Origin of the sequence: Metabacillus indicus LMG 22858 (genome assembly GCF_000708755.2) — a bacterium.
Taxonomy (GTDB): Bacteria; Bacillota; Bacilli; order Bacillales; family Bacillaceae; genus Bacillus_P; species Bacillus_P indicus.
Window position 1 is genome coordinate 1,303,530 of record NZ_JGVU02000002.1, and the last position, 15,187, is coordinate 1,318,716.

15 protein-coding genes are annotated in these 15,187 nt (G+C 45.3%); 1 reads left to right on the forward strand and 14 read right to left on the reverse strand.

Features of this window, described 5'->3' with window-relative positions:
- Positions 1-44: 44 nt before the first annotated feature.
- The 8 genes from AZ46_RS10010 to rpsU all read right to left on the reverse strand — a co-directional run bounded on the left by AZ46_RS10010 (position 45) and on the right by rpsU (position 6,172).
- On the reverse strand, positions 45-1,004 hold the full coding sequence (locus tag AZ46_RS10010) for a PhoH family protein (RefSeq protein WP_029279584.1): 960 nt from the start codon (positions 1,002-1,004) through the stop codon (positions 45-47).
- 3 nt (positions 1,005-1,007) lie between these two features.
- Positions 1,008-2,192 (reverse strand): sporulation protein YqfD, encoded by a 1,185-nt coding sequence (gene yqfD / locus AZ46_RS10015; protein ID WP_029279582.1) that lies wholly within the window; start codon positions 2,190-2,192, stop codon positions 1,008-1,010.
- A gap of 16 nt (positions 2,193-2,208) precedes the next feature.
- The gene (yqfC, locus tag AZ46_RS10020) at positions 2,209-2,496 is read right to left on the reverse strand and encodes a sporulation protein YqfC (RefSeq protein WP_029279581.1); all 288 of its coding nucleotides are present in this window, start codon (positions 2,494-2,496) and stop codon (positions 2,209-2,211) included.
- A gap of 60 nt (positions 2,497-2,556) precedes the next feature.
- A complete protein-coding gene (locus AZ46_RS10025; RefSeq protein WP_029279580.1) occupies positions 2,557-3,045 on the reverse strand; it encodes a hypothetical protein in 489 nt (162 codons plus the stop codon).
- A 30-nt stretch (positions 3,046-3,075) separates the two neighbouring features.
- Positions 3,076-4,065 carry a flotillin-like protein FloA gene (floA, locus tag AZ46_RS10030; RefSeq protein ID WP_029279578.1) on the reverse strand — a complete coding sequence of 330 codons (990 nt, stop codon included), beginning with the start codon at positions 4,063-4,065 and terminating at the stop codon, positions 3,076-3,078.
- A 16-nt stretch (positions 4,066-4,081) separates the two neighbouring features.
- Positions 4,082-5,380, reverse strand: coding sequence for an NfeD family protein (locus AZ46_RS10035; RefSeq protein ID WP_029279576.1), 1,299 nt, complete (start codon positions 5,378-5,380; stop codon positions 4,082-4,084).
- Positions 5,381-5,538: 158 nt separating this feature from the next.
- Positions 5,539-5,985, reverse strand: coding sequence for a GatB/YqeY domain-containing protein (locus tag AZ46_RS10040; RefSeq protein ID WP_029279574.1), 447 nt, complete (start codon positions 5,983-5,985; stop codon positions 5,539-5,541).
- 13 nt (positions 5,986-5,998) lie between these two features.
- Positions 5,999-6,172 carry a 30S ribosomal protein S21 gene (gene rpsU, locus AZ46_RS10045; protein ID WP_015595024.1) on the reverse strand — a complete coding sequence of 58 codons (174 nt, stop codon included), beginning with the start codon at positions 6,170-6,172 and terminating at the stop codon, positions 5,999-6,001.
- A 206-nt stretch (positions 6,173-6,378) separates the two neighbouring features.
- Here rpsU and AZ46_RS10050 point away from each other — a divergent pair, with 206 nt between their 5' ends.
- A complete protein-coding gene (locus tag AZ46_RS10050) occupies positions 6,379-7,326 on the forward strand; it encodes a Na/Pi symporter (protein WP_029279566.1) in 948 nt (315 codons plus the stop codon).
- Positions 7,327-7,365: 39 nt separating this feature from the next.
- Here the strand turns inward: AZ46_RS10050 and deoC are convergent, their stop codons facing one another.
- The 6 genes from deoC to dnaK form a co-directional block, all read right to left on the reverse strand.
- Positions 7,366-8,037 carry a deoxyribose-phosphate aldolase gene (deoC, locus tag AZ46_RS10055; RefSeq protein WP_029279563.1) on the reverse strand — a complete coding sequence of 224 codons (672 nt, stop codon included), beginning with the start codon at positions 8,035-8,037 and terminating at the stop codon, positions 7,366-7,368.
- A gap of 520 nt (positions 8,038-8,557) precedes the next feature.
- Positions 8,558-9,916: a tRNA (N(6)-L-threonylcarbamoyladenosine(37)-C(2))-methylthiotransferase MtaB gene (mtaB, locus tag AZ46_RS10060; RefSeq protein ID WP_029279562.1), complete on the reverse strand. Its 1,359-nt coding sequence runs from the start codon at positions 9,914-9,916 to the stop codon at positions 8,558-8,560.
- 5 nt (positions 9,917-9,921) lie between these two features.
- Positions 9,922-10,677, reverse strand: coding sequence for a 16S rRNA (uracil(1498)-N(3))-methyltransferase (locus AZ46_RS10065; protein WP_029279561.1), 756 nt, complete (start codon positions 10,675-10,677; stop codon positions 9,922-9,924).
- A 13-nt stretch (positions 10,678-10,690) separates the two neighbouring features.
- Positions 10,691-11,629: a 50S ribosomal protein L11 methyltransferase gene (gene prmA / locus AZ46_RS10070; RefSeq protein WP_029279558.1), complete on the reverse strand. Its 939-nt coding sequence runs from the start codon at positions 11,627-11,629 to the stop codon at positions 10,691-10,693.
- 20 nt (positions 11,630-11,649) lie between these two features.
- Positions 11,650-12,765, reverse strand: a complete 1,116-nt coding sequence (gene dnaJ / locus AZ46_RS10075) for a molecular chaperone DnaJ (protein ID WP_029279556.1) — start codon at positions 12,763-12,765, stop codon at positions 11,650-11,652.
- Between the two features lie 567 nt (positions 12,766-13,332).
- Entirely contained in the window at positions 13,333-15,162 is a 1,830-nt protein-coding gene (gene dnaK / locus AZ46_RS10080) for a molecular chaperone DnaK (RefSeq protein ID WP_029279554.1), read from the reverse strand.
- Positions 15,163-15,187 lie beyond the last annotated feature (25 nt).

The window sequence follows — 15,187 nt, forward strand, 5'->3', positions numbered from 1 at the left end:
CCTTTGCATTCCTGAAAAAAGTGACCCGAAAACGGGCGCCCGGGTCACTTTGTCTTGTCATATGCTTCAATGATTTTCGCTACAAGCGGATGGCGCACGACGTCTGACTGCTGCAATTCATTAAACGCTATACCGCTTACAGAATTCAGTGTATCCCTTGCTGCAGCAAGACCCGACTGGACGCCTCTCGGCAGGTCAACCTGTGTAATATCGCCGGTAATGACCATTTTCGAACCAAATCCGAGTCTTGTTAAAAACATTTTCATCTGTGCAGGTGTTGTATTTTGGGCTTCATCCAAAATAACAAAAGCATCATCAAGCGTTCTTCCTCTCATATAGGCAAGAGGCGCAATTTCGATGGTGCCTCTCTCAATCAGCCGCTGCGTATGTTCCGCTCCGAGAACATCGTTAAGCGCATCATAAAGAGGGCGTAAGTAAGGGTCTACTTTTTCTTTGAGGTCTCCAGGCAGGAAGCCAAGACTTTCTCCTGCTTCAACAGCCGGCCGCGTGAGAATGATCCGCTTTACTTGATTATTCTTAAGTGCGCTGACCGCCATCACAACGGCGAGATACGTTTTGCCTGTTCCTGCAGGGCCGATGCCGAATATCAGGTCCTTGTTTCGGATAGAAGACACATAATGTCTTTGCCCGAGAGTTTTGACTCTGATGGATTTCCCCTGAGCATTTTTGCTTACTTCCTCAACATAAAGAGCTTCAAATTCATCAAGCTTGTGTTTTTTAGCCATTTCAATGCCATAGATGACGTCGCGTTCGCTGATGGCTATTCCTCTTTTCAGAAGAACCTGAAGCGACGCAAGCACATCACCAGCTATATTTGCATTCTCTTCTTCTCCATTTACATAGACAGCTTCGCCTCTTGATACAATTGTAACGGACAGCTCATCTTCCATCCGCTTCAGGTGTACATCATTGTTTCCAAAAAGAGATGCTGCTTCGTTTGGATTTTCGACTTGCAGATTTATCGTAATGAGTTCTTCTGGCATGATTTAGTCTCCCTGAACAATTGGTGTTGTTTTTACGATATTTTCTATAACTTGGTAGAGCACTGTTAGTTTTACTTTACCATTCTCGTTCGTCTGGTGCAAAACTTTTTGACCCTTTACCTCTGCATCTTCTCCTAATTGTCCAAGCAGCTCTTTTTTGCCCTGATCAATCGCGGCAGCGCGCGCCTCTTCCTCTGTATATTGTTTTTCATAGACTTCTTTTTCACGGTAGATCTTCTGGCCGAATCCAAGCGGGAGAGTCCATTTTAAAAACCGGAGCGGCCTGATATCATTTTCCTCTTCATATTTTGCATACAGGTCCTGATTAAATCCCCAAATCTGGAGATCGGCTGACCCAACTGAAAGGTACGTTTTTCTGACTTCGCTGCCTGAAAAAAGCTGAAAGGTTTGTTTTTTTGGCACAGTTATTTCCGATCTATACCATGTTTCACCCAGAATTTCCGCTTTAGCCGCAACAAGCTGCTTCTTTTTTTCGCCTCCGATTAAGCCTGATACGAGCAGCTGCCCTTTTTCAACATGATCATGAATGGTCACGGAAGGCTGTCCTTTTTCAACATACATCTTTGTAATGACCGCTTTCTTTTTCGCTACAATATGCTGAGGGCCTGCTTCTGCTGTTTTTTCGGGTTCATTCTTTTCGACCACCTCAAAATGAAAATGCGTTCCCCTGAGTTCAACACCCACCCATGTCAATTCACTGATATTGTCTGTCAGCTTTTTCTGGATGGAATCAGGATCAAGCGTCATGAACTGCAGCCTTCCTGTTTTCACCCCCATTGCATCCAGCTCTTTCATGATTTTATGCTCCGTGCTCGGCTTTGCGCCTTTTACATCGATTCCCCAAATCATATTGGAGAGGAGCAGGATGACAGCAAAGAACAGAGTGAATCCGATAACAAAGCCGCTGTTTTTCAATGATTTCTGGATTAGAAACGGCAGTCCCGACACCTTTTGCAGCGAACATTTGCATTCGCTTTTTCTTGCCGCCCGCCTCAAGGCATGTACATCTTTCAGGCGAATAAAAAAAGAGAGTCCATTCTCTTCTTTTCTCACATTCCAGACAGGGATTCCCTGTCTGATGCAGTCATTTACAAACCGTTCCGTTCCTCTTCCCGCTGCTGTTACTTTTATCACGCCGTAAAAGAAATGCATCCATTGATTTTTCATCGTCATCCCCCGATTTTTAAGATTGTTCCAAGTAATTGACCTGATCAATTTTCCCCTGCAGAAGAATCTCTTCAGGCAGAATGGTTTTTATGACAAAAGCTTCTCCCTTTATTTGAAGCTGACCCTGTTTTAACAGAAGCCTCAGCTCATTGTCTGTAAATGTAAGCAGCCCTCTGTGATTTTCTATATAAATATGTATCTGGCCGATCATGGTGATGCGGGGAAGATCCATCATGACATCCTGGGGTATTTCAATTGTTCGCGTGATCCATTTCGCAACGTTCTGCCGCCATTTTTTCGCCATAAAAAAGAACCCCCTCTCATCTCATATGTATGAGTTTAAAGGGGGTTCTAACACATTTTTTTAAAGTTGCCGCCTTGCTGCCCTGTGCGGCTTTTTAGAACGCGGCGGTCCGATGATTTCGCTCCAGATAATGCCCCGGACAATATCATCTCTTGCAGCTGCAGGTGTTTTCTTAGGTGCAGCAGGAGCCTTCTGAGCCGTCTGCTGCACAAACAGATCCGCCTGCTCCTTTAATTCCGTCACATTCCTTGAAGCGGCATCTTCGTCCGCATTCGGCAAGGTGCTTTTAGCAGACTGATATCTTGCTTCAATTGTTTTAACAGCTTCTTTCATTCGGTCCTTTGCTTCTTCAAACGATTCCCTGCCCGGCTTTTCAGCCTCCGCTCTATTCGGCGCGGCAGTATTTTGTACAGTAGCAGGTTTTCTTTTTCGATCACGCTGCGCTTCTGCTTTTTTATCTCTCGCTTTTTTTCCGAACAGGGAAGAAATGGCGAAGATAAGACCTGCTATCACAAGAGGGTTGTTTAAAAGAAAATCAATCCATTGCATCCATCAGCACCTCCTGATTTGGGCTGATTCCTACTCTTCATGATCAGGCTGATCTTTCGAAAGCTTTCCGATCGAATCTCTCATGCCTGTATCAGCATGTATATTTTCAAAATTCATATAGTCCATCACGCCGATTTTCCCATTGCGCAGTGCTTCTGCCATCGCGAGAGGAACTGTAGCCTCTGCCTCCACAACCTTCGCTCTCATTTCCTGCGTTCTGGCATTCATTTCCTGTTCAAGAGCGACCGCCATCGCACGGCGTTCTTCAGCTTTTGCCTGGGCAATTTTCTTATCTGCTTCAGCCTGATCAGTCTGCAGAATCGCCCCGATGTTTTTGCCAATATCCACATCTGCGATATCGATCGACAGAATTTCAAAAGCAGTCCCTGAATCAAGTCCTTTGTTTAATACCGTCTGAGAAATCCTATCCGGGTTTTCAAGAACTTTTTTATGGTTGTCAGAAGAACCGATCGTACTGACGATTCCTTCTCCTACCCGTGCAATAATGGTGTCTTCGCCGGCACCCCCGACAAGTCTTTCAATGTTTGCACGGACTGTGATGCGCGCTTTTGCTTTTACTTCGATTCCGTCCATAGCAACCCCTGCAATAAACGGCGTTTCAATCACTTTTGGATTAACACTCATCTGTACAGCTTCAAGAACATCGCGTCCAGCCAGGTCAATGGCTGCACAGCGCTCAAATGTCAGTTCGATGTTGGCGCGCTCAGCTGCGATCAAAGCATTTACAACCCGGTCTACATTCCCTCCGGCAAGATAATGGCTTTCAAGCTGATTGATGGTTACTCCAAGTCCAGCCTTATGTGCTTTAATGAGCGGATTAATGATTCTGTTCGGACTTACTCGGCGAAGCCTCATCCCGATCAGGGTGAAAATACTGATTCTTACCCCTGCAGCAAGTGCTGAAATCCACAGTGTAATCGGCACAAAGGTAAATAAAACACCAAGTACAATGACACCTATAACAATTAAGCCTAACGTGAGCAGCAATGATGGATCCATTTTGTTCCTCCTTCAATTAAATGATTTCTCTTACGACGACCCGGGAGCCCTCTACCTTAATAACCTTTACTTTCTGATCTTTTGCAATAAACGTTCCTTCTGTCACCACATCAATGCGCTCATCTTCGATCAGAGCTGTGCCCGAAGGCCTCATTGAAGTTAGTGCCACACCCGTCTTGCCGATCAGCTCGAGCCTGCTGCGGTTCGAAACATATCCGCTTTCCGTATTGGTTGAATCACGCAATATGAGTTTTTTAAAGATATTCATACGTTTTCCAAACACCTTTACAAATATGATGGCTGCCGATACGGCAACTAAAAGCGCAATCCCAAGCGAAAAGGCCATATAGCCTATGTCATCTGTTGCGATGAAGAAACTGAGCAGGATTGCTCCAAAACCAATAAATCCTATTATGCCTCCCGGGACGAAAAACTCAGCTGCCACAAGAATGATTCCGGCGGCAAAAAGAATGATGGTCTCAAGCCCGGCAAGCCCTGCAATATAGTGTCCGTAGAAGAATAGGAAGAGCGAAGACAGTCCCATAATTCCCGGCAGTCCGAAACCTGGACTGTAAAGCTCAACAATTAGCCCGAGGCTTCCAATAGAGAGCAGAATAGGGATGACAATCGGGTTTGTGACAAACCGCGCGACCTTCTCGGCAAAGCTTACTTCAATATCAATGACTTCTGCTGAGGCAAGATTCAGCTTTTGGAGCAAACTGTCCAGATTTTCAGCCGTTCCCTCAGAATAACCGACCTCAAGCGCCTGCTCCGAATTCAGTGTCAGAAGATCACCTTTTCCGGCTCCGTACTCAGGCACATCCACATCAGGATCTGCCATGGCAAGGGCATATTTGGCATTCCGGTTATTTTGCTCAGCTGATTCCTTCATTTCCGCAAGCCAGAGCGATTCTGCCTTTTTATCTGCTGTATTGCCTTCAAGATCAATGATAGCGGCAGATCCCATTTTCGCACCGGGAACCATATAAATCTGATCTGCATTCAGGGCAATATACGCTCCGGCAGACAGCGCCCTGCGGTCAATAAAAGCGGTTACAGGGATGTTCGACCCTCTGATTGTATCAGCAATTTCAAGAGCGGCATCAACCGCTCCCCCTGGAGTATTGATGTCTAAAATGATATGGTCTGCATTTGCAGCAGCAGCTTCCTTAAACGATCTCTTGATAAACTGCGACAATCCTTTTTCAACCGTCTCTTCAATGGGGATAACCGCAACTTTATCTGCTGAATTGTCAGCTGCAGGCATATATGCACTTCCAAAAAGCGAAAGGAAAAGAACAATGCCGAAAAAGATATGAAATAGACGGTTATGATGACTCTTCAATGTTCAGCTGGCCCCCTTTCATCTGCAGTCTATCAGTAATACGTTTCTACTTAAGTATAGGTTTCATTTTTATTAAAAATTCTGCTAAAAAACACCCTGTTCAAATGAACAGGGTGTTTTTCCGGTTTTTATGATAGCTGTCCAGCTACAGTTTTATTGACAAGCGCACCGTCAGCCTTACCTTTAACCTTAGGCATGATGGCAGCCATAACTTTACCCATGTCTGCTTTTGACACAGCATTCACTTCAGCAATCGTTTCCTGAACGATAGCTGTAAGTTCTTCCTCTGTCAGCTGCTTAGGCATGTATACAGTTAAGATATCAAGTTCAGCCTGTGTCTTTTCAACTAAATCTAAGCGATCAGCTTTACTGAATTCCTGGAGGGAGTCTTTACGTTGCTTTAATTCGCGAGAAAACACAGTCAGTTCCTCTTCAGCAGACAACTCCTGTTTACCCAGTTTGATGGCTTCATTCTGTAATGAGGCTTTCACCATACGGATAACAGCCAGTTTGTCCTTCTCTTTGTTCTTCATCGCTTGTTTCATATCTTGATTCAAACGCTCAAGAAGACTCATAAATCCACCCTCTTTAGAATTTGCGTTTTCTAGCAGCTTCAGACTTTTTCTTACGTTTTACGCTAGGTTTTTCATAGAATTCGCGCTTTCTAGCTTCTTGTATAGTACCGCTTTTTGATACTGTACGTTTGAAGCGACGAAGAGCGTCCTCAAGCGACTCGTTTTTACGAACGACCGTTTTTGACATTCTTATTCCCTCCCTCCGAATACAACCAATCGACATCATCTGTTTAATAAACATGTTTAAAGAAAACATGTACTTTGCCATTATAATATAACGTGCCTCAGAGGTCAACTTATATAAAAAAACTTCTAAAGAACAATCGTTTGTCCATAGTATTTCTGTCATGATTCTGCGCGCTTGTCCATATAGTGTGAAGAAGAGGTGAGCACATGGCGGCTGCAATGTTCTTTTTGCTGTATTTACTTTTCTTTCTGACAGGTATGCAAATACTTAAAAACGGTCTTTCCATTTTATCAGGAAGCACTATGAGAAGCTGGGTGTTTGCCTGTATAGATCACCCGTTCAAAGCGTTTCTTGCAGGCATTGTTTTTACCGGTATTCTGCAGAGCAGTTCAGCTGTTATGGTCATTGTGATCGGGCTGGTCTCTGCGGGTATCATTACATTCAGACAAACCATCGGCATCATATTGGGAACGAATATCGGGTCGACTTTTACGACTCAGCTGATCACACTGGACCTTGGATCACTGATTTTCCCCATGATAGGCGGGGGATTACTTTTCTTTTTAGCGGGTGCGATGATGAAAAGGCAGTCCCTTCTCAGGATCAGCGGAATTCTTTCCGGGCTTGGCCTGCTGTTTTTATCCATGTCCGGGTTTGGCAAGCTTGCAGAACCTCTATCGCACCTTGAGACCGTAAGTGAACTGCTGCTGTATTCAAACACCCATGCGTTTGCAGGAGTGCTTGGCGGCACAGTTTTGACTGCCATCATTCACTCAAGCGCTGCAGCCGCAGGCATCATTATGAGCTTTATGAATGCAGACCTACTGACTCTCAGCGCCGGCATAGCCTACATTCTCGGAGCTAATATCGGAACGTGCATCACCGGTTTGATGGCATCAGCCGGAGCCGGGCATGAAGCCAAACTGACAGCCTATGCCCATGTCTGGCTCAATGTCCTTGGAGTCGCTGCCTTTTATCCATTTATTGCTTTCTGCAGCGGTATTGCAGAGCATTTTGCAGCCGAGCCTGATTTGCAGCTGGCCCATTTCAGTCTCGTGTTCAATGTCGTCAGTTCGATTGCCGTCCTTCCTTTTGCTGAACCATTCGGAAGATTTGTGGAGTCTTCCGCCAGGTTTGTTAATAGAAAGCATTAAAAAAAGCTGCCGGATTTCTCCGTCAGCTTTTTGCTGTTATTAATAATCTGAAGTTGACGTTTCACCATTTACAATGGCAATTCCAGCACTTGCACCGATGCGCGTAGCGCCTGCTTCAACCATAGCCATTGCACCTGCACGGTCACGGACTCCGCCTGAAGCTTTAACGCCGATATCAGGGCCTACTGTTTTGCGCATAAGAGCGATGTCTTCTACAGTTGCGCCTCCAGTTGAGAAGCCAGTAGATGTTTTAACAAAGTCAGCTCCTGCTTTTACAGAAAGCTCGCATGCTCTGACTTTTTCTTCGTCAGTCAGAAGGCATGATTCAATGATTACCTTCGTAAGCGCTTTTCCTTTAGCTGCATCGACAACTGCGCGGATGTCACGCTCAACAAGCTCATCGTTTTTGTCTTTTAGGGCACCGATGTTGATGACCATGTCTACTTCAGTTGCACCTTTTGCAATTGCATCGCCTGTTTCAAATGCTTTCGTTTCAGGAGTAGATGCTCCAAGCGGGAAACCGATTACTGTGCAAACTTTTACTTCTGTGCCTTTTAGAAGGGCTGCTGCTGTTTCAACCCAAGTCGGGTTTACACAGACAGATGCAAATTTATATTCTTTCGCTTCTGCGCATAATGTTTCGATTTGTGATTTAGTTGTTTCAGGCTTTAAAGCCGTATGGTCGATCATACTGCCAATGTTTACTGACATATGTACTACCCCTTTTCCATTATTATAGTCGTCTGACCTCTTACATCTTATCATTTTTTTGATTGAAATACGAGTACAAGTTTAATTTACACCGGGAAAATAATTATAAACCTGCTTTCGGTAATTCTTTTCAATTGGGTTTGTATTTGTACCCGCTCCCTTTCGCTCCAGTCACTTGCTTTCCGCGGGGAGTGCCTGAAGCTTCCTCGCTGCGCTTGCGGGATCTTCAGTGCCCTCTTTATGCCCCAGAAAAGCGGAAGCGCCCGTTTTGCTCCGGCAGTCAGAAAAGAAATCACCCGAAAAGTCCGGTTTTGACTTTTTGGGGGATTTTGTTCTGACAGAGGAGTTGGGCGCTGGAGCTGGACAAGGAGTCAAGTGCCTTCCGCTGCAGTCCACTGGAGTTTTAATTTCGCTCGCTAAAACGTAAGTACTCTCTAAAATAAAACTTTACTTTTAGGAGCCTTTCAAAAGAAAAAAATCCGAACTAAGTAATTCCCAGTTCGGATTTTTCTTTTGCTGTTTATGAAATTTGGCGGACCGCTTCAGCTGTGGTGTCTTCGTCCATGACGCGGACGAATTGTCCTTCTGAGTACGGGTAGCCTGCTTTTGTGATTTTTACTTTTACGATTTTGCCGACCATTTCTTCAGAAGCCGGGAATACGACTTTCAGATAGTTGTCAGTATATCCTACATAAAGGCCGCTCTCGGGAGATTCTTTGTACTCTTCTTCAGGAATGACCTCAAGTACTTCTCCTTCGTAATCTGAAGCATATTCTTTTGCAAGCTGGTCTGACAGTGCAATCAGCTGATGAACGCGTTCGTTTTTAATCTCTTCGTCCACCTGATCTTCCATTCTTGCAGCAGGTGTTCCGGTACGTTTCGAGTACGGGAATACGTGAAGCTCGGAAAATTTGTGCTCTTTAATAAAGTTGTAGGTTTCCATGAATTCTTCTTCTGTTTCGCCAGGGAAGCCGACAATGACGTCAGATGTAACAGCAAGGCCCGGCAGCGCTTGTTTCAGACGCGTTAGACGCTCTGCGAAAAATTCCATTGTGTACTTGCGTCTCATTCTTTTCAGCACTGTGTTAGAAGCGGATTGAATTGGAATGTGCAGATGACGGACAATCTTGTCCGACTGATCCAGTACTTCAATCACTTCGTCTGTAATTTGGCTTGCTTCAATAGATGAAATCCGGATGCGTTTCAGTCCTTTTACCCGTGCATCAAGATCGCGGAGAAGCATCGCAAAGTTGTAATCTTTCATATCTTCGCCGTATCCGCCTGTGTGAATGCCGGTCAGAACAATTTCTTTGTATCCAGCATCAACAAGCTGCTGAGCCTGATTGATGACTTCCTCAGGGTCACGTGAACGCATGAGTCCGCGTGCCCAAGGAATAATGCAGAATGTGCAGAAGTTATTGCACCCTTCCTGGATTTTCAGGGAAGCACGTGTGCGGTCTGTGAAGGCAGGAACGTCCAGTTCTTCATAGACGCGCGCCTTCATGATGTTGCTGACGCCGTTGATTGGCTGTCTTTCTTTTTTGAACTGCTCGATATAATCAAGCATTTTAATGCGGTCGGATGTTCCAACTACAATATCGACTCCTGGAATAGCCATAATTTCAGCAGGAGAAGTTTGTGCATAACAGCCGGTTACACAGATGACGCCGTCCGGATTTTTTCTGATGGCGCGGCGGATGACCTGGCGGCTTTTTTTATCGCCCGTATTTGTAACGGTGCATGTATTAATAACATATACGTCTGCTTTGCTTTCAAATTCAGACCGCTCATAGCCTGATTCTTTGAACAGCTGCCAGATCGCTTCTGTTTCGTAATGATTTACTTTACAGCCAAGTGTATGAAAAGCTACTGTTGGCATGGGATTCACCTCGATAATTCAAAATGATAGGAAACAGCAGACAAAAGGTATAGAGGAGCCGTTTCCGTCCTTAAAATTCTTGGCCCAAGTCCGCAAAGGTTGAATCCTGCGGCTGTCAGCTGCTCTGTTTCTTCTTTCGTCAGGCCGCCTTCCGGTCCAAACACAGCAAGAACCGACTGCCCCGGACTGCACGACTGCAGCACCTTTGCAAGGTTCGACATCTCGCCTGTTTTGGCTGATTCCTCGTAAGCGGCAATTTTATAATCATAAGACTCTGAATGTCTTAAAAGCTCTTTAAAACTTTGAGGCTCAGAAACATCGGGAATCACATTCCTGTACGATTGCTCTGAAGCTTCTTTCACGATCTTTCTCCAGCGGTCCGCTTTCTTGCCTGCTTTTTTTTCATCAAGCTTGACAACGGAACGGGCAGCATTAAAAGGGATAAACGAAGAAGCACCAAGCTCAGTGCCCTTTTGGAAAATCCACTCGAGCTTATCCCCTTTAGGCAGCCCGCTCGCAATCGTGACCTTCACAGGCAGTTCATTGTCCGCATCCTGCCATTCCAGGACAGAACATACAACCGCATCTTCGTGAAGCTCTGCGATTTCACACAGCGCAGAAAAACCGTCTGCTGTACAGCAGACAATTTCATTGCCGGGCTTCATACGCATGACACGGGAGATGTGATGAACATCGTCTCCCGTGATGGTTATTCTGGATGGACTATTTTCTTTTGTTTCCTCGATAAAATAACGCTGCACCGATGAGCACCTCTTATTTTTTTCTGGCGATAAAGGCCACCCAGTCTTCCATGACCACTGTTTCTTCAATCTCAAAACCGGCTTCGATCAGGCCATTTCTGACTTCTGCCTTTTTGTTTAGGATAATGCCTGAAGTAATGAATAATCCGTCCTGCTTCAGGATTTGATTGGCGTCACCTGCAAATCTCAGAATGACTTCAGCCAAAATATTCGCAACAACAACATCAACCGGCCCTTCGACACCGTTCAGGAGGTTGTTCTGTGTAACCGTGACTGTCTCATGCACTTTGTTGAGCTTTGTATTAAGCCGTGCCGCATCTACTGCAACCGGATCAAGATCCATTGCCTGTACATGTTTTGCCCCAAGCATTGCGGATGCAATGCTTAGAACGCCTGAACCGGTACCGACATCGACAACCGTGTCATTTTCTTTTACAGAGCGCTCAAGCGCCTGAATGCATAAAACGGTCGTCGGATGTGTTCCTGTGCCAAATGCCATTCCAGGATCAAGCTCAATGATGAGCTCATCCGAATGGACGGGAGTATAGGTTTCCCATGTTGGAACAATTGTGAACCGCTCTGAAATTTTGACAGGGTGGTAGTACTTCTTCCAGGCTGTAGCCCATTCTTCCTCATTCACTTCACTGATTGATATATCATTCTTCCCTAAATCAATATCATGAATAAGCAGATTGTTCACAGCTTCTTTAATTTCTTCCACCGTTTCCCCGAGAAAACTGTTTACGGGAAGATATGCTTTAATAATAACACCTTCATCAGGATAATCATCAGAATTGAGGTGGTAGATTTCTCCATACACACTTTCGCGCTCTTTTAACAGATCCATCTGATCTTCAATTACGACTCCGCTAGCTCCCGCCTCATGCAGGATATTGGAAATCGGCTCAACCGCTTCCTGTGTTGTATGAATACTTAACTCAGACCATTTCATTCTACCAGCTCCACTTCTGTTTATTCACCCTTGAAAGCACGTTTCACTTTATCAAAAAAACTTTCTTCATGCTCATCCGGTCTGCCGCCGCTCATTTCAGCAAATTCGCGCAGCAGTTCTTTTTGTTTTTCATTAATATTAGTAGGTGTAAGCACCCGGATAACAATGTGCTGATCTCCCTGGCCATAGCCGCGCACATTCGCGACGCCTTTGCCCTTCATGCGGAATTTGGTGCCCGTTTGTGTACCTGCAGGCACCTTCAGCTTCACTTTGCCGTGAAGGGTCGGAACCTCAATTTCATCTCCAAGAGCAGCCTGTGCAAATGTCAGAGGCATTTCGCAGTAGATGTCATCGCCGTTGCGTTCGAAAAACTCATGAGGCCTTACATTAAAGACAACATAAAGGTCTCCTGCTGGACCGCCGTTTACGCCTGGCTCACCCTGTCCGGATACTCTCAGCTGCTGGCCGTCATCAACACCGGCAGGAATCTTAACCGAGATTTTCTTGCGCTTCTGCACTTTTCCGGCTCCGCCGCATGTTGAACATTTGTGTTTGATTTGTTTGCCTGTCCCGCTGCAGTAATGACATACTCTGCGGTTGACAATTCTTCCAAATGGCGTGTTCTGTTCAACGTTCAGCTGGCCTGAACCGCTGCAGTGCGAACAGGTTTCAGGTTTTGTTCCGGGCTTGGCTCCGGATCCGTCACACGTGTCACATGTTTCTTCTCGCGGAATTTCGATGGTTGTTTCTTTGCCGAATACAGCTTCTTCAAAGGCAATCGTCATTGTATACTGCAGGTCTGCACCCTGTCTCGGCGCATTAGGGTCGCGTCTTCTTCCGCCTCCGAAAATAGAGCTGAAGATATCGTCAAAACCGCCGAATCCTCCGCCAAAGTCAGAACCGCCAAAGCCCTGATTTGGATCAGCATGGCCGAATTGATCGTATTGAGCCCGTTTTTGGTCGTCAGAAAGGACTTCGTATGCTTCTGTAATTTCTTTAAATTTATCTGAAGCGTCTGCTTCTTTGTTAATATCAGGATGATATTTTTTTGACAGCTTGCGGTACGCTTTTTTCATCTCATCCTTAGACGCGCTCTTACTTACTCCAAGCACTTCATAGTAATCACGCTTGCTCATAATTGCTCACTCCCGAATTCTCACATAAAGTAAATTGTATCACTCGATTTGGCATGATTGCAAGATAATGTTTGTGGGGGTCATTCTGTACCTATACATTATTCTTGGCAGCTGAAAGTGTCTTTGTTTCTCAATAAAAAATGAACACCTTGTCAGCACGCGCTCTTTGCAGATTGAAGATTGCTTTCGCATAGAGTGCTGTTTTTGCAATCGTACCCGTTCCTTTCCGCTCCAGTCACAAGATTACCGCGGGGAGTGCCTGAAGCTTCCTCGCTGCGCTTGCGGGATCTTCAGTGCCCTCTTTATGCCCCAGAAAAGCGGAAGTGCCCGTTTTGCTCCAGCAGTCAGATAAGAAATCACCCGAAAAGTCCGGGTTTGACTTTTTGGGGGATTTTGTTCTGACAGAGGAGTTGGGCGCTGCAGCTGGACAAGGAGGCAAGTGCCTTCCGCTGCAATCCACTGGAGTTTGACGGATTCACACTAAAGCAACATTATCTGCGAAAAGAGCCTCATCAAAAAAAGCCAAAGTCAAGACAAGCCTGACTTTGACTTTCGGGATGGCGACATTTATTTCTTGTCGTCATTTACTTCTTCGTATTCTGCATCAACGACATTGTCGTCCTGGTTGGAAGCGCCTTGTGCACCTTCAGCACCCTGCTGCTGTTTTGCAGCTTCTTCGTACAGTTTCATTGACAGCTGCTGAACGATTTCCTGAAGCTCGTCTTTTTTCATTTTGATTTCTTCAAGTTCGTTTTTCTCAATGGCTGCTTTTAAAGCGTCTTTTGCTTCATTTGCTTTAGCAACTTCCGCTTCGTCCACTTTGCCTTCAAGATCTTTCAGTGTCTTTTCTGTTGCGAAGACAAGCTGATCTGCTTCATTGCGAAGTTCTACTTCTTCTTTGCGCAATTTATCTGCTTCAGCATTTTCTTCTGCTTCTTTTACCATGCGTTCGATCTCGTCATCGCTCAGGCCTGTAGAAGACTTGATTGTGATCGCCTGCTCTTTATTTGTTCCAAGATCTTTTGCACGCACGTTTACGATACCGTTTTTATCAATATCGAATGATACTTCGATTTGAGGTACTCCGCGCGGTGCCGGCGGAATGTCAGTAAGCTGGAAACGGCCAAGCGTTTTGTTGTCTGCTGACATTGGACGCTCACCTTGAAGAACGTGAATGTCTACAGCTGTCTGGCTGTCTGCAGCTGTTGAGAACACTTGGGATTTGCTTGTTGGAATCGTCGTGTTGCGCTCGATTAATTTCGTGAACACGCCGCCCATTGTTTCAATTCCTAGTGAAAGCGGAGTTACGTCAAGAAGAACAACATCTTTAACGTCTCCAGTAATAACGCCGCCCTGAATTGCTGCTCCAAGCGCCACTACTTCGTCAGGGTTAACGCCTTTTGACGGCTCCTGGCCAAGCTCTTTTTTGATTGCTTCCACAACGGCAGGAATACGCGTTGATCCGCCGACAAGGATAACTTTATCGATTTCTGATTTAGATAGACCTGCATCTTTAAGAGACTGGCGAACCGGTCCCATTGTTCTTTCAACAAGGTTTGAAGAAAGCTCTTCAAATTTAGCTCTTGATAATGTTACTTCCAGGTGAAGCGGTCCAGCTTCTCCAGCTGTAATGAATGGAAGTGAGATTTGTGTAGATGAAACGCCTGAAAGATCTTTTTTCGCTTTTTCAGCTGCATCTTTAAGACGCTGAAGAGCCATTTTGTCTTTAGAAAGATCAATGCCGTTTTCTTTTTTGAATTCAGCTGTAAGGTAGTCAATAATCACTTGGTCAAAGTCATCTCCGCCAAGACGGTTGTCACCTGCAGTTGAGCGTACTTCAAATACTCCGTCGCCAAGTTCAAGAACAGAAACGTCAAATGTACCGCCGCCAAGGTCGTATACAAGAATCGTCTGATCCTGATCTGTTTTATCCAAACCATATGCAAGTGCTGCAGCAGTTGGTTCGTTGATGATGCGCTCTACTTCAAGACCAGCGATTTTACCTGCATCTTTAGTAGCCTGGCGCTCTGCATCATTGAAGTATGCAGGAACAGTAATAACGGCTTTCGTTACAGGCTCGCCAAGATAGTCTTCTGCATAAGCTTTCAGATGCTGAAGGATGATTGCAGAGATTTGCTGAGGCGTATTTTCTTTGCCCTCAACCTCTACTTTGTAGTCTGTACCCATGTGGCGTTTAATGGACATGATTGTGTTAGGGTTTGTGATTGACTGACGCTTCGCAACTTCCCCAACCTGACGCTCGCCATTTTTGAATGCAACGACTGAAGGAGTCGTGCGGTTGCCTTCTGCGTTTGGAATAACCTTAGGTTCGCCGCCTTCTAATACAGCGACACATGAGTTTGTAGTACCTAAATCGATGCCGATAATTTTCCCCATCGTAGAAAACCTCCTGATATGTAGT

What these genes read in the sequence shown, in the direction of transcription:
- AZ46_RS10010 (WP_029279584.1), bottom strand. Translation starts at nt 1,004, where the DNA reads ATGCCAGAAGAACTCATTACGATAAATCTGCAAGTCGAAAATCCAAAC.
- yqfD (WP_029279582.1), bottom strand. Translation starts at nt 2,192, where the DNA reads ATGAAAAATCAATGGATGCATTTCTTTTACGGCGTGATAAAAGTAACA.
- yqfC (WP_029279581.1), bottom strand. Translation starts at nt 2,496, where the DNA reads ATGGCGAAAAAATGGCGGCAGAACGTTGCGAAATGGATCACGCGAACA.
- AZ46_RS10025 (WP_029279580.1), bottom strand. Translation starts at nt 3,045, where the DNA reads ATGCAATGGATTGATTTTCTTTTAAACAACCCTCTTGTGATAGCAGGT.
- floA (WP_029279578.1), bottom strand. Translation starts at nt 4,065, where the DNA reads ATGGATCCATCATTGCTGCTCACGTTAGGCTTAATTGTTATAGGTGTC.
- AZ46_RS10040 (WP_029279574.1), bottom strand. Translation starts at nt 5,985, where the DNA reads ATGAGTCTTCTTGAGCGTTTGAATCAAGATATGAAACAAGCGATGAAG.
- rpsU (WP_015595024.1), bottom strand. Translation starts at nt 6,172, where the DNA reads ATGTCAAAAACGGTCGTTCGTAAAAACGAGTCGCTTGAGGACGCTCTT.
- AZ46_RS10050 (WP_029279566.1), top strand. Translation starts at nt 6,379, where the DNA reads ATGGCGGCTGCAATGTTCTTTTTGCTGTATTTACTTTTCTTTCTGACA.
- deoC (WP_029279563.1), bottom strand. Translation starts at nt 8,037, where the DNA reads ATGTCAGTAAACATTGGCAGTATGATCGACCATACGGCTTTAAAGCCT.
- mtaB (WP_029279562.1), bottom strand. Translation starts at nt 9,916, where the DNA reads ATGCCAACAGTAGCTTTTCATACACTTGGCTGTAAAGTAAATCATTAC.
- prmA (WP_029279558.1), bottom strand. Translation starts at nt 11,629, where the DNA reads ATGAAATGGTCTGAGTTAAGTATTCATACAACACAGGAAGCGGTTGAG.
- dnaJ (WP_029279556.1), bottom strand. Translation starts at nt 12,765, where the DNA reads ATGAGCAAGCGTGATTACTATGAAGTGCTTGGAGTAAGTAAGAGCGCG.
- dnaK (WP_029279554.1), bottom strand. Translation starts at nt 15,162, where the DNA reads ATGGGGAAAATTATCGGCATCGATTTAGGTACTACAAACTCATGTGTC.